Source organism: Methylobacterium sp. Leaf117, assembly GCF_001422985.1.
Classification (GTDB): domain Bacteria; phylum Pseudomonadota; class Alphaproteobacteria; order Rhizobiales; family Beijerinckiaceae; genus Methylobacterium.
In genome coordinates this window covers 408484-422129 of sequence record NZ_LMNL01000001.1, presented here as the reverse complement: position 1 = coordinate 422129, position 13646 = coordinate 408484, and the positions used below count along the sequence as shown (strand labels likewise).

Annotated in this window: 13 protein-coding genes; 4 read left to right on the top strand and 9 right to left on the bottom strand. The window is 66.3% G+C overall.

The window, feature by feature from the left end; translation table 11 throughout:
- The first annotated feature begins 420 nt into the window (after positions 1-420).
- Positions 421-636 carry a hypothetical protein gene (locus ASF57_RS01870; RefSeq protein WP_055953370.1) on the top strand — a complete coding sequence of 72 codons (216 nt, stop codon included), beginning with the start codon at positions 421-423 and terminating at the stop codon, positions 634-636.
- Here ASF57_RS01870 and ASF57_RS01865 read toward each other — a convergent pair.
- Together ASF57_RS01865 and galU are read right to left on the bottom strand one after the other, a co-directional pair.
- Entirely contained in the window at positions 624-1592 is a 969-nt protein-coding gene (locus ASF57_RS01865) for a DUF817 domain-containing protein (protein ID WP_244476769.1), read from the bottom strand. The two genes, ASF57_RS01870 and ASF57_RS01865, sit on opposite strands and share 13 nt — an antisense overlap.
- Positions 1593-1804: 212 nt before the next feature.
- Positions 1805-2671, bottom strand: a complete 867-nt coding sequence (galU, locus tag ASF57_RS01860) for a UTP--glucose-1-phosphate uridylyltransferase GalU (RefSeq protein WP_056479312.1) — start codon at positions 2669-2671, stop codon at positions 1805-1807.
- Positions 2672-2838: 167 nt separating this feature from the next.
- On the opposite strand from galU, the gene galE reads away from it, so the two are divergent.
- From galE to ASF57_RS01845, 3 genes are all read left to right on the top strand, one after another.
- Complete coding sequence (gene galE, locus ASF57_RS01855; RefSeq protein WP_056479309.1) at positions 2839-3828, top strand: UDP-glucose 4-epimerase GalE; 990 nt, start codon at positions 2839-2841, stop codon at positions 3826-3828.
- Positions 3829-3896: 68 nt separating this feature from the next.
- The gene (locus ASF57_RS01850; protein WP_244476768.1) at positions 3897-5042 is read left to right on the top strand and encodes a lytic murein transglycosylase; all 1146 of its coding nucleotides are present in this window, start codon (positions 3897-3899) and stop codon (positions 5040-5042) included.
- Between the two features lie 69 nt (positions 5043-5111).
- Entirely contained in the window at positions 5112-6518 is a 1407-nt protein-coding gene (locus ASF57_RS01845; protein ID WP_056479306.1) for an SGNH family hydrolase, read from the top strand.
- 9 nt (positions 6519-6527) lie between these two features.
- Here ASF57_RS01845 and gor read toward each other — a convergent pair whose 3' ends face one another.
- The 7 genes from gor to ASF57_RS01810 all read right to left on the bottom strand — a co-directional run bounded on the left by gor (position 6528) and on the right by ASF57_RS01810 (position 13630).
- Complete coding sequence (gene gor / locus ASF57_RS01840; RefSeq protein WP_056479303.1) at positions 6528-7925, bottom strand: glutathione-disulfide reductase; 1398 nt, start codon at positions 7923-7925, stop codon at positions 6528-6530.
- Positions 7926-8090: 165 nt separating this feature from the next.
- Positions 8091-8258, bottom strand: coding sequence for a 50S ribosomal protein L33 (rpmG, locus tag ASF57_RS01835; RefSeq protein WP_018044575.1), 168 nt, complete (start codon positions 8256-8258; stop codon positions 8091-8093).
- 107 nt (positions 8259-8365) lie between these two features.
- Entirely contained in the window at positions 8366-9547 is a 1182-nt protein-coding gene (locus tag ASF57_RS01830) for an MFS transporter (RefSeq protein ID WP_056189148.1), read from the bottom strand.
- A 268-nt stretch (positions 9548-9815) separates the two neighbouring features.
- Complete coding sequence (locus ASF57_RS01825; protein ID WP_056479300.1) at positions 9816-11081, bottom strand: hypothetical protein; 1266 nt, start codon at positions 11079-11081, stop codon at positions 9816-9818.
- Positions 11082-11143: 62 nt separating this feature from the next.
- Positions 11144-11377, bottom strand: coding sequence for a helix-turn-helix transcriptional regulator (locus ASF57_RS01820; protein WP_056479297.1), 234 nt, complete (start codon positions 11375-11377; stop codon positions 11144-11146).
- Complete coding sequence (locus ASF57_RS01815) at positions 11377-11982, bottom strand: DUF2975 domain-containing protein (protein WP_056479293.1); 606 nt, start codon at positions 11980-11982, stop codon at positions 11377-11379. Before ASF57_RS01815 ends, ASF57_RS01820 begins: the two co-directional genes overlap by 1 nt.
- A 370-nt stretch (positions 11983-12352) precedes the next feature.
- The gene (locus tag ASF57_RS01810) at positions 12353-13630 is read right to left on the bottom strand and encodes an efflux RND transporter periplasmic adaptor subunit (protein ID WP_056479289.1); all 1278 of its coding nucleotides are present in this window, start codon (positions 13628-13630) and stop codon (positions 12353-12355) included.
- Positions 13631-13646: the final 16 nt, after the last annotated feature.

The window sequence follows — 13646 nt, the reverse complement described above, 5'->3', positions numbered from 1 at the left end:
ATGCGGCGAAAATCGCGTCGCACGTCATTTCCATTAACTGGTCAGTGACTCATCGCCCTTCAACTGATGCGGTACCACCGCCGGCGAGGGTGTGACAGCACACCGATTCTGGCGGCTGCCAAAGATAAACATCGGCCCGACATTGTCAGGCTTGGTGACAAACCGAACGAGAAGGCGTCCAAAAGCGGCCATATTCTGCGCTAATTGCACCGCGCAAGCGCATCGTATGAGGGAGACAGGATTCAGGCTGGAATGAACATTTCATTGTGGTCTGAAATAGCCTCGAAGCCGCCTCAGAGATGCTTCCATTCATACCGATGAACGTCCCCGCAGCGAATGTTCAGGTTTGAGGCCGTAAAGGTCTTGAGCCGGTCATCCGGTATCGCGGGGAACCACCCTCACGATTGAAGGAATACGAAAATGGAAACCCAAGCCCTGGAACGTCCTGCCGATCTGACGATCTGGCGTACGGCTCCGGTTCCGGCTCCCCTCGCCCAGCCGGCCCGCTACCGCACCCTGCGCGAAGCGATCGAAGCCGCCGCCGGTGCCCTGTCCGACCCGGCCAAGCAGCCGTGGATCATCACCGAGGATGGCGAGGTTCTCTCGCCGAACTGGATCCGCACCTACTTGAACTGACGTTCGTTCGTCGGCGCCGGATTGGCGCCGCACTCTGCGCGAGCCGGCTGTCGAAACGGCCGCGGCCGGCTCACGAGTGTCACGAGGACGTACGAGACGATCATCAGCAGGAACCAGGACCCGAACTTTTGCCAGGATACAGGCGACCAGCCGGTCACCTGCTTCGGATAGAGCCAGACCCAGGTGTAGGTGCCGATATTCTCTGCAATCCAGATGAACACTGCCACGAGGCCGAAGCCTAGAAGCAGCGGCATCCGGCGGTGGACCTGCCAGACCTTGAAATACACCCACGTCCGGCCAAAAAGCAGCACTGTGGCCACGAATAGCGCGATCCGCATGTCCGAGATCACATGGTGGCTGAAGAAGTTCAGATAGATCCCCCCGGCCAGCGGTAGCGTCAGGGACAGACGCGGATGATGGGCGAAGCGGAAGTCGAACAGGCGCCAGACCCGCGCGATGTAGGACCCGACACTGGCATACATGAAGCCGGTGAAGAGCGGGACACCGGCGATCCGCAGGACGCTTGCGTCGGGATAGATCCACGATCCGACGCTGGTCTTGAACACCTCCATCACCGTGCCGACGACGTGATAGAGGGCGATGATCTTCGCCTCTTCCCAGGTCTCCATCTTCAATACGAGCAGGCTAGCCTGGATGGCGATGGCCGCGAGGGTCAGCGCGTCGTAGCGGCTCAGGGCGGCATCGGGCGGATAGAACAGATAGCTCCCGATCACGGCGGCGCAGAGCAGGCCACCAAACAGGCAGGCCCAGCCCTGCTTGATGCCAAACCTTAAAAATTCGTAGGCTCCGGCGACCCAAGGCCCTTTCGCCTGTGCCCAGGTCCCAACGCGTACATCCAGAGCAATGAAGCGTGCGAGAAACGGCCAGAATCTGGCTGCGCTCTCTGCCCCCGTCCCGTGCTTCATGTCTGTCCCTGTTCCCGGCAGCAACGGCATAGGACAAAAAAAGGCCGCTCCGAAGAGCGGCCCGAAGTCTAGGGAGGAAACGCCCAAGAAGGGCTGCCGAACCGCGACGCCATCGCAGTCCCGCAATGCACAATCTAAAGTGCGCCGCACAAATAGCAAGGAGATTGTACGGCGTTCAACGCAGATTTTCGTCCGCGCGCTACGGCCGCACAGGCGCTCGCCGAGCCCCTCCTGCCGGGCGTTCAGTGCTCGCTGAGAAGCTGCGCGATCTCGACCTTCAAAGCATCGGCGAGGTCGCGCCGCTCCAGTGCGTAGGCGATGTTCGCCGTCAGGAAACCGAGCTTCGAACCGGTGTCGTACGTCCTTCCCTGATAGTGCATGCCGAAGAAGGCCTGATCCTGCGCCAGCTTGATCATCGCGTCGGTCAGCTGGATCTCGCCGCCCGCGCCCTTCTCGCCATGGGAGAGGATATCGAAGATCTCGGGCTGAAGGATGTAGCGTCCGGAGATGATGAAGTTCGAAGGGGCCGTGCCTGCCTTCGGCTTCTCCACCATCCCGTTGATCTCGAACGTCTGACCGAAGGTCTGGCCGACTCCCACGATGCCGTACTGATGCGTCTCCTCCGGCTTCACCTCCTCGACGGCGATGACATTGCCGCCGTGACGCTCGTAGGCGGAGAGCATCTGCTGCATGCAGCCTCGGCTCAGCATGTCGGGCAGCAGAACGGCGAAGGGCTCGTCACCCACGATCTCACGGGCGCACCAGACGGCATGGCCCAGGCCGAGGGGGGCCTGCTGGCGCGTGAAGCTGGTCTGGCCGGCGGCCGGCAGGTCGCGCTTCAGAGACTCGTAGGCCTCCGTCTTGCCGCGCTCCTGCAGCATCCGGTCGAGTTCGAAGGCCACATCGAAATGGTCCTCGATCACCGCCTTGCCGCGCCCCGTCACGAAGATGAAGTGCTCGATCCCCGCTTCGCGGGCCTCGTCGACGACGTGCTGGACCACCGGGCGATCGACGACGGTGAGCATCTCCTTCGGGACGGCCTTGGTGGCCGGGAGGAAGCGGGTGCCCAAGCCGGCAACAGGCAGGACGGCTTTGCGAATCGGTTTCATCAAGCGGGACCCGATAACAAGGGAGGATGAGGAAAACCTCGAAGGGTTTGACGATGGCGCAACACAACCTCTGTTAACGGAGGTCATCGGGCAACCGGCGTAATGGACATAACCGACAAGCTCGATTTCGGATATATCGTCGGTGAAATGATTGGGGAGAGGATGTGATGGCGGTTCTGGTGACAGGCGGAGCGGGATATATCGGCAGTCACATGGTGCTGGCTCTTCTCGATGCCGGCCACGACGAGGTTGTGGTTCTCGACGACCTGTCGACTGGTTTCGATTGGTCACTTCCGCCTGAAGTAAAGCTTGTCGTCGGCGACATTGCCGATCAATCGCTTGTCACCGAGGTCATCCTTCAGCATCGCATCGATGCCATCGCTCACTTCGCTGCGCGGATCGTAGTGCCGGATTCGGTCGCCGATCCGCTCCACTATTATCTGGCGAACACGGTGAAGACCCGGGCGCTGATCGAGACGGCTGTCCGTTGCGGCGTCAAGCACGTGATCTTCTCGTCGACAGCCGCCGTCTATGGCGAACCGGAGACCGTCCCGGTGCCGGAGAGCCTGATACCGGCACCGATCAATCCCTATGGTCGCTCCAAGCTGATGAGCGAGTGGATGATTGCCGATGCGGCCAAGGCGCATGGGTTTTCCTACGTCATCCTCCGCTACTTCAACGTCGCGGGCGCCGACCCGCGCGGCCGGACCGGGCAATCGACTCCGAACGCGACGCACCTGATCAAGGTGGCCACCCAGGCCGCCCTCGGGCAACGCCCGCATCTCGATGTCTACGGGACCGACTATCCAACGCGCGACGGCTCCTGCCTGCGCGACTACATCCAGGTCTCCGACCTCGCCGAGGCGCATCGGGTCGCCCTGGATCACCTCCGGTCCGGCGGCGAGAGCCTGACCCTGAATTGCGGCTATGGCCAGGGCTACTCGGTCCTCGAGGTGATCGAGGTGGTCAAACGCGTTTCCGGGCGGGACTTCGAGGTCCGCCTGTCGCCGCGCCGGCCCGGCGATCCGGCGCAGATCGTGGCGGAAGCCGAGCGCATCCGGGCTCTCGGATGGACGCCGCGATACGACGATCTCGACGAGATCGTCGGTCAGGCTTTCGCTTGGGAAGAAGCCCTCACCCGCCGCAATCGCACGTGAAGCGCTGGTCAGCCCTCGTCCTTGCAAGCCTGATCGGCGCAGGTCCGGTGCTCGCCGCGGGAGCAGGCGTGTCTCCGCCCGTCGCCGCTCGCGAGATCACCGGTAGATTCGGCAGCTTCATCGCCGCATTGCGGCCGGACGCGGAGGCACGGGGCATTTCCGCCGCGACCTTCACGGCAGCGTTTGCCGGGATCTCGGGGCCGGACCCGGACGTCGTCGCTCGGACGCGTCGGCAGGGTGAGTTCAGCCGTCCGGTCTGGGACTATCTCGTCGGTGCCGTGTCGGCCAGTCGGATTGCGCGTGGTCAGGCGCAGGCCGCCAAGCTGGCGCGCGTGCTCGCGGAAATCGAGACCCGTTACGGCGTACCGCGCGCCATCGTTCTGGCATTCTGGGGGGTGGAGTCGGATTTCGGCGCCACTGCCGGCACGATGTCGACCATCCGTGCCTTGTCGACCTTGGCGGAGGTCAAATTCCGCGGCAGCCTGTTTCGCGATGAATTGCTTGCCGCCCTGACGATCCTTGAGCGTGGCGACATCACCCCGGATCGCATGAAGGGATCCTGGGCCGGTGCAATGGGCCAGGTGCAGTTCCTGCCGACGAGCTTCCTCGCACACGCGGTCGATTTCGACGGTGACGGCCGCCGCGACATCTGGACATCGGAAAGCGACTCGCTCGCCTCGATCGCGGCCTATCTGAAGACGCTGGGCTGGAATCCATCGCTCTCCTGGGGTTACGAGGTCATTCTGCCCACCGACTTCGATCTCGCGCGCTATCGCGGCGACCTCTCGGATTTCGGCCGGCGGGGCATACGGCGCACGGACGGAAAGCCTCTCCCGAGCGGCGGCCCGGCGAGCCTGTTCCTCCCCGGGGGGCTTTCCGGACCGGCTTTCCTGATCACCGACAACTTCGAGGTCATTCGCGCCTACAACACTTCGGATTCCTACGCTCTGGCGGTGGGACACTTCGCCGATCGGCTGTCGGGCGGGCCGGCCTTGGCGCGGGCGTGGCCGACGAAGGAGGCGCGCCTCGACAAAGCGGGGCTGCAGGCCCTGCAGGCGGCCCTGGCCAGGCGCGGCCTCTATGCGGGCGAAGCTGACGGGCGCGCCGGACCGAAATTGCGCGAGGCGGTGCGGCAGGCTCAGATCGCCGAAGGTCTGCCGGCCGATGGCTATGCGACGCCGAAGCTCCTCGCTCATCTCGCGGGCCGGCCTTAGACCTCGCCGGCATCCTCCGCTAAGGTAGCGGGACCGATCGCTCCGCCGATCAGCATTTCGAGGCGCCCCATGACCTTGCCGGCTTCCCGCACGGCCTGGTGTTTCCTCTCGGGATTGTCCCTGTTTCTCGCCGGACTTGTGCCGGCGCAGGCCCAGTGGGGTGATTCCTATGATGCGCCGCGTGGTGGCGACTACGAGCCGCCGCGCCGGCGGCCGCGCGACTATTATCGCGACGACAGCGGCTACGGGGCGCGCCAGGCCACGCGCCGCTACGCACCGCCGCCGCAGGAAGCACCGCGGCAGTTCTACTGGCCTTGGGAGGATCGCCCGGCGCCGGCCCAGGCCGCGCCCCCGGTGCCGAGCGCCCGACCGGCTCCAACCCGCGGGCGCAGCTATGCGGACGATCCGCGCGGCGGCCGCGACGATGGACGGGCGGTTCGACGTCGACCGCGCCCAGCCCCCGTCGTCGCACAGCCGAAGCCGGTCGTGCCGAAGGTCGAGCCGACGACCCGGATCGCCGTTTTCGGTGACACGCTGGCGAGCCACCTCGGCAGCGGGCTCTCGAACGTGTTCGAGGACAATACGGAGATCGGCGTGGTCGACCGCTCGAAGCCCGATAGCGGCTTGGTGCGCAAGGATGTGGTGGATTGGCCGAAGGCGGCAGAGGACTTCGTCAAGGCCAATCCCAAGACCAACTATGCCGTGGTGATGCTGGGATCTAACGACCGCCAGCCGATCCGCGAGGGCGATCAGACCCTCGATCCCCTGAACGACCGGTGGCGGACCGTTTATTCCGAACGCGTCGATGCCCTGATCAAGGTCTTCACCGACGCAAGGATTCCGCTGATCTGGGTCGGGGCGCCCCCCATGCGCAGCGAGGCACTGACGAAGGACATCGCCGAGATCAACGATATCTACCGTGAGCGCATCGCCAAGGCGGGTCAGACCTATGTCGATATCTGGCCGGGCTTCGTCGATGATCGCAACCGTTACACGGCCACCGGTCCCGACCTCGAGGGCCAGGAGGCAAAGCTGCGTACCGCCGACGGCGTGCATTTCACCAAAGCCGGCGCGCGCAAGATGGCGCATTTCGCCGACGTTGAGCTCAAGCGCATGATGGGCGCGGGCGCAGCCACGCCGCCGCCCGCCCTCGCCGCCCCCGTGGCGACCGCGCCTCAGACACCCCTGGAAGGAGAGGCGGTCAAGCTCGACGATGCCGGAGCCATCGACCGTCAGATCACCGCGATGCTGCCGAGCCTGCCCGAACCGCCGGGGATTCCCGCTCTGCCCGTGAAGCCCCTTGCGGGGCCGGTGGTGCCCCTCGGACGCGCCGAGGTGACGCCGGGCGGAACCCTGATCAGCGGCCGCCCACGCGACGGGGACCCGTCTGGAACAGTGGAGCGCAGCCTGGTGCGCGGAGCGGCGCCCCTGGCGCAACCGGGACGGGCCGACGATTTCAAGTGGCCGCCGGGCTGAGGGCGGGATCTAGCCGACGCCGACGGGGTGCTTGGTCACCACGGGGCTGCGCATGGTGACGAGTTCCTCGCCGAGGGTCGGATGCACCGCGACGGTGCGGTCGAAATCTGCCTTGGTGGCGCCCATGGTGACGGCGATGCCCACGGCCTGGATGATCTCGCCGGCATCGTGGCCGAGGACGTGGACGCCGACGACCCGGTCGCTGGCACAATCGACCACCACCTTCATCAGCACGCGCTCGTCGCGGCCGGACAGGGTCGCCTTCATCGGGCGAAAACGCGAACGGTATACATCGACAGTGCCGTAGAGGTCGCGCGCCACATCCTCGTTATGGCCGACGACGCCGATCTCCGGAGTCGAGAACACGGCGGTGGGGATGAGGCCGTGGTCGACACACCACGGCGTGTTGCCGAACACCGTATCGGCGAAAGCGTGGCCTTCGCGGATGGCGATGGGTGTCAGCGCCGCACGGTCGGTGACGTCGCCGACGGCATAGATCGAGGGAATGGAGGTCTGCGAGAAGGCGTCGACCGGGATCGCACCGCGCGCATCGGGCTGGATCCCGACCGCCTCGAGACCGAGGCCGGCGGTGTTCGGGCGCCGTCCCGTGGCGGTCAGGACCTGATCGACCTCCAGGGTCGTGCCGTCGTCGAGGGTGGCCCGGATGCCGGTCTCGGTTCGATCGAGTCGCTCCACGGTCCGGTTCAGGCGCAGGTCCATGCGCCGGGCATAGGCCTCGCCGAGCGCGTCGCGGACCTCTTCGTCGAAGCCCCGCAGGAGCTTGTCGCCGCGGTGCAGCAGGGTGGTGCGTGCACCGAGGTGGGCGAAGACACCGGCGAACTCGACCGCAATGTAGCCGCCGCCCACCACCAGGATGCGCGCGGGCAGGGTCTCCAACTCGAACACTTCATTGGAGGTGATGGCGAGTTCGGCGCCCGGAATCAGCGGCTCCTTGACCGGATGGGCGCCGACCGCGACGAGGATGAAACGGGCGGTGACGCGCCGGCCCGAGCCGACCAGCCGCACGGTGTGGGCGTCCTCGATCACCGCCCGTTCGGGGATAATGGTGACGCCGGCCCGGCTGAGATTGGCGTCGTAGATGCTCTCCAACCGCGCCACCTCCGCGTCGCGGCGTGCTTTCAGCACCGACCAATCGAAGCGCGGCTCGGACACCGACCAGCCGAAGCCGGCGGCATCCTCGAACTCGTCGGCGAAACGCCCGGCATAGACCATGAGCTTCTTCGGCACGCAGCCGCGGATCACGCAGGTGCCGCCGACCCGGTATTCCTCGGCGAGCTGAACCCGGGCGCCGTATCCGGCCGCGATCCGTGCCGCCCGGACGCCGCCGGAGCCTCCGCCGATGACGAACAGGTCGACATCGAAGGTGCGGGCCAGATCGTCAGCCATGGAAGTCATCCTGCGGGTGGGAGCACCGAGGGCTCTCCATCGCCCGAACCGCGCGGTACATCAACCGGCGCGTCTTGCCGTTCCCACCGCCGAACGAAAAAGGCCGCCTCCCCTCGCGGAAAAGCGGCCTTCCGAACCCCAGCGCGGCGCGAGGCGCCGGCGGGCTTACTTGATCTTGGTTTCCTTGAAGTCGACGTGCTTGCGCACGACGGGGTCGTACTTCTTCATCGACAGCTTCTCGGTCTGCGTGCGGGAGTTCTTCTTGGTGACGTAGAAGTAACCCGTGTCGGCGGTCGAGATCAGCTTGACTTTAACGGTGACGGCCTTGGCCATGGACGCGGCGCTCCTGTGATCGCGGCATTCCGCATCAGCGAAACGCAAAAGGGCCGGCGGTGGCCGGCTGAATACCGGCGGGTGATTGCCTCATCGGCCGGGATTCGTCAAGGCGCCTCGTGCGTCGGATGCTGGACGATGCGCAGGGCGACGACCACCGCGTAGCCGAGGAACAGCAGACAGAGGCTGTAGGCGAAGCCCTGGGGCGGGATCAGGTCCATGCCTCCGCCGATGAGCGGCGGACCGAGCATCAGGCCGACATTGTACAGGACGACGAAGGCGGCGTTGGCGCCTGCCAGTTCGGGCCCCTGCACGGTGGCGCCGAGATGGGCGAGGCCCACCGTATAGAGCGTTCCGGCGATGCCGCCCCACAGGAACAGCAGCACGAGGAGGCCCGGAAACCAGGTCGACGCGAGGGGAATCAGCATCGACCCGAGGGCTCCGCCGAGCCCGGCCATGAGGAGGACGAGGCGGCGGTCGACCCGGTCGGCAAGCCAGCCGAAGGGGATCTGGAACAGCACGTTGCCCAGGGCGAGCGCGCTGACCAGTCCGGCCGCGGTCTCGGCCTCGTAGCCGAGGCGCAGGCCGTAGAGCGGCAGGATCGCGAATCCACCGGTCTCAACCGCTCCGTAGACGAGGGCCGCGACGGTGGCGGCGGGGGCGAGGCGCAGATAGGCGAGGAACGGTCGCGATGCTCCGTGCCCGATCACCGGCGACAGCCCCCGCGCCAGCAGGAGCGGGACCAGGGCGACGAGGAACAGCAAGGCGCCCCCGAAGTAAGGCGCGTATCCTTGTGTGCCGAGGAGTGTCAGCAGGATCGGCCCGACCGCGAAGCCGAGGGCCAGAACCGTGGCGTAGATGCCCATCACCAGCCCACGCCGCTCCGGCGGCGCCGCCGCATTGATCCAGAACTCGGAGAGCACGAACAGGGCGCCGAGACTCATCGAGAACACGAAGCGCAACACAAACCACCAGCCGATGCCCTGGAGCAGCTTGAAGGCGACGAGGCAGAGCGCGCCGAGCACGATGGCGCCGACGAGGAGGCGCAGAACTCCGAGCCGGGCCGCCAGGCGCGGCACGAACGGCACGGTGACGATGGCGGCGAGCCCCGCCACGGCGGTGTTGATCCCGATCAGGGTGCCGGAGGCGCCCATGCGCTCCATCTCGAGGGAGAGCAGCGGAATCGTCAGGCTGAGCCCGATGCCCACCACCGCCACGCAGGTGATGGCGGCGGCAATCGAGGCGAAGCGCGAGCCATCGGGGAAATCGGCGGGACGTGGGGCCGGCATGAAGGGGTCCGTTGCGGGTCGCGCGCGACACCGGGACCGCCTTGTCTACGCCGGGGCTTGCCGACGCAACCGGCGCCCTGGCTGGCTGCGGATGGCTGAAGCCTGGGCCGGGCTGTTCACGCCGATCCTTGTCCTGTCTGTTCGTCGATGCCTCGCGTCTTCCGTGCGAACTCAACGATGAAGAGGCCCGGACGGGGGGGCATCGAACGATGCCCGGCTTGAGGGCGTAAGCGGTCCAACGCGCACCGTACCGGCAAGTGCGCCATCGTCAGAAGCGCGTTCCTTCCGTCGCGACGGTGACGGATGTTCCGGCACGGTCAAGCTGCAGGCGGCGTCGCTCGCCCGGACGCGCCGACAGTTTCGCCCGCACGGCATCGGGTGCGAGGCCATCGAGCGGATACCCGTCGACCTGCAGCAATCGGTCTCCCACTTCGACGCCGGATACGAGGGGATACCCGTTCCTCGTCGCGACGGCCGCGATGGCGTAGCCTGCATCGCGTCGCACCAGCGTCAGGCCAACACCGTCGAGATCGCCCGGATCGTCGCCGCCCAGCCGCTCCCAGAAGCTTGTGCCGGCTGCGTAGTCGAGCGTCAGCCGCACGGTGTCGAGAACGTTGTTGCCCAGCCAGCCGGTCACCGGCTCGCCCGCATCCACTTGCCAAGTGTCCCAGAAGATTTCGCCGAGGGCAGCGTCGCCGATGGCGCCACCGAGCGGGCCCGTGCCCAAAGCCCCGACATCCCGGAACATCAATCCCCCGACGTCGATGCCCGGCAGGCGAATGATTGTGCCAGCGCGTTCGAGAGCCAGATCCGCCATCGCCAGGTTGGCGCGCCCGACCGCGCCGTCGGCACGGCGCCACTCCGGATGCTGAAGAAGCCACCCGGCAACGGTCCGTCCACGCAGCCATGTATAGGGCGCGCCGACATCGAGAACGAGCGGAATGCGTTGGTCGCCGACCTGCGCATCCACCACGGTGATCCCCGTCGTTGGATTGGTCCGGACCGGAACCGGTACGCCGCGGCTCCGCGATGCACCGGATCGCGCCAGCGTCAGGGATGCGGTCTTTGGATCGATGGTGACGGCAAAGTGCTGAAGCACTCCAGCCGGCAGAACGGCCTCGACGGTGCGAGGTGCGAACAGGAGTCCGAAGAGATCCTGTCCGTCGACGCTGCCCGGGCCATCTTTCACCGACCCTGCCTCGACCGTGACGCTGACGCCACCGATGTCCATCAGAAGATCGTGGCCCTCGGCGAGGCCCAACGCGCGATAGAGATCCTGAGACAGGATCGGAGCGGCCGCACCCATGTTGAGCCAAGCGAGCAAGCGCCGTTCGCTCCCATCCGGTCTCCGAAAGGCGACCGGTACGAGCCAGCGTCCGGACGCCCGCTCCATCGGCAGCGTGACCGAGGTCCCGCCGTCCGGCCAGACCACCGCAACCCGACTGACCTGCGACGGCGGCGGGAGACAGGCAGTCAGCAGCCCGGCGGCGAGACCGATCACGAGCGCGCGCCGAACACCTGAGAATTTGTACATGGGCACAGGTCTCCGCTCCTGCACCGTGAAGGCAGGTCGGTTCGAGATCGAGGATCGGATCGTCAGCCGGCGCGGCTCTGGGCGTTTTCGCCGTCGTTCACGTATTCGAGCAGATCGCCCGGCTGACAGTCGAGTTCACGGCAGATCGCTTCCAGGGTCGCGAAGCGCACACCCTGAACCTTGCCCGATTTCAGAAGCGACAGGTTCGCCTCCGTGATTCCGACGGCGCGGGCGAGATCCTTCGACTTCCGCTTGCGTCGCGCGAGCATCACGTCGAGGCGCATCACGATCGGCATCAGACGAACCCGTCCCGGTCGTCCTGGATCGCCTGACCGGCCCGTATAAGTTCGGCCAGAACGATCAGAAGGACGGCGAGCAGAAGAGCGTGCATCGAGGAGGTGCGGAACCACGCGAGATCGACTCCACCCCCGGCGAGCCGGATCAGAGCCTGTCCGCCGATCGGAGCGACGGCATAAGCCAGGAGGCAGATCGCCATGCGACGCAGGCGTAGAACCTGTCCGGCCGCAAAGACCGTCCCGACCGCCAACTGGCGCAGCAGCGCGTGGAGATCGAAGAGCACGGCCGCGACGGGCATCTGGGTCAAAGTGAAATTCGCTCCGTAGGCCCACCGGGTCGGCCAAGGAAGACCCTCGAACGGCACAACGCCCACAACGTCCGCGGGACGGGCGCCGATGAAGGCCGCACCCGGAGCAAGCCAGAGCCACGAGCCTTTGAAAACCAGGCCGAGCGTGAGCACGGCCACGGTGAAGACCAGGGTCGCCGCCAGGACCATGGCGACCAGCCGTGCGGCAAAACGGGCGCAGCGCCGAAGCGTGAGATGCTCCTCAGTCTGAAGCTGCGGCACCTGATTCCGCTTCGGCATGACCGATACGTTCGACATCCCCGCTCCTTCACAGATGGGATATCACGGAAAATAATTTCTGCAAAACAATAATCTTTTGCTGGGGGTTTCGTCTTTGGCAGGTCGAGCGATGCCAGGACGCGTGCGTGCGTCGGACAGGTCTGCGCGCCAGCCACAGGATCGGCAGAGTGTCGGACCAGACGTTTTCGGAAAGAGTCCCGGCTTCACAGCGTATAACGGGATGCGCCGCTTGCCTGCTCAGCGGATCTCCAGCCAGCGACGAAAGTCGCCGAGCCTGTGTGTTCAAGGTGGTGTTCGGAGAAACGTCATGGTGCGGAGGCTGGCGGACCCATTCCCACCCCTGACCTCTCGCCACCAGGAGGCAACGGACGCAGCCTGATCCCTCTTGTCAGCGCGCGGCCGATTTCAGCGGCTTGCTGTCGGTGGAGGGCGGCTGGCGCTCGATCGTCTGGCCGTCGCGGAGGTCGGCGGGGGGGCTGAGGACGAGCTCTTCGCCGCCCTCCAGGCCCTGGTCGACCTCGATCGTGGTGCCGAGATCGCGCCGGATTCGGACCGTACGCCACTGCGCCGTGCCATCCTCGCGGGCCAGGGCGACCTGTGTGCCGCGCTGATTGAAGACGAGGCTTTCGGCCGGGATCACCACGTTCGCTTCGGTGCGAGGCACCTTCAAGGTGACGTAGACGTAGAGGCCGGCGCGCAGGGCACCGTCCTGGTTCGGCACGTCGACCTGCGTCGTCAGGGTGCGCGACGCGGTCAGCAGCGCCACCGAGCTGCGCTCCACCTTGCCGGAAAATATCCGGTTCGGGATCTGCGGCACCTTGATCGCCGCCTCGACTCCCGGCGTCACCCCGACCGCGAGGTTCTGGGGCACGTTGACCGAGACGCGCAGGATGTCATCGCGATCGACGGACAGGAGGGCCGTTCCGGTTCCATCGGCCTGGACGAGGTCCCCGACATCGACGCCGCGCTGGATGACCACGCCGTCGAAGGGCGCGATGATGTCTTTGAATCCGGTCAGCGCCCTAAGGCGCTCGACCGTCGCGGCCTGCGCCTTGATGTTGGCCTGGGCCACCTTCACGCCCGCTTCGGCCGAGGCGAGGGTCGCGGCCTGGCTGAGGACGCTGGCCTGCGAATTGTCGGCGTTCTGCTTCGAGGCCCAGCCCTGCCCCGCCAGGGTCGAGGTGCGGGTGTTGGTGACGTTGGCGAGGTTCACGTTGGCCTTGGCCTGATCGACCATGGATCGCGCCTGCAGCAGGGCGGCTTCGAGCTGGCCCGTCTGCGCCTCGGCCTGGGCCAGTTGCTGATCGAGGTCGGGCGCCGCGATCCGCATCAGGATGTCGCCCTGGCGCACGCGGCTGCCGATATCGACCCGGCGCTCGGCGATGTAGCCGGTGGCGCGGGCATACAGCGCGGCCTTGGCGAAGGCGTCGGTCTGGCCCGGCAGGGTGATCTCGATCGGCTTGTCGGCGCGCTCGGCTGTGGCCGTGCGTAGCTTCGGCACGAAGCTGTTGACCTTGCGCTGCGTCTCGGCCGCCGCCGCGCGGCGCTCCATCTGGCCGTAGCCGCCCCAGGCGAGCAGCCCGATGACGCCGAGCGCCACGAGCACGAAGGGCACCTTCCCGGGAGGCGGTGGGATTTCGAACGGACCGTGCTCCGGATGCTTCACGACTGTCCCATCCCCG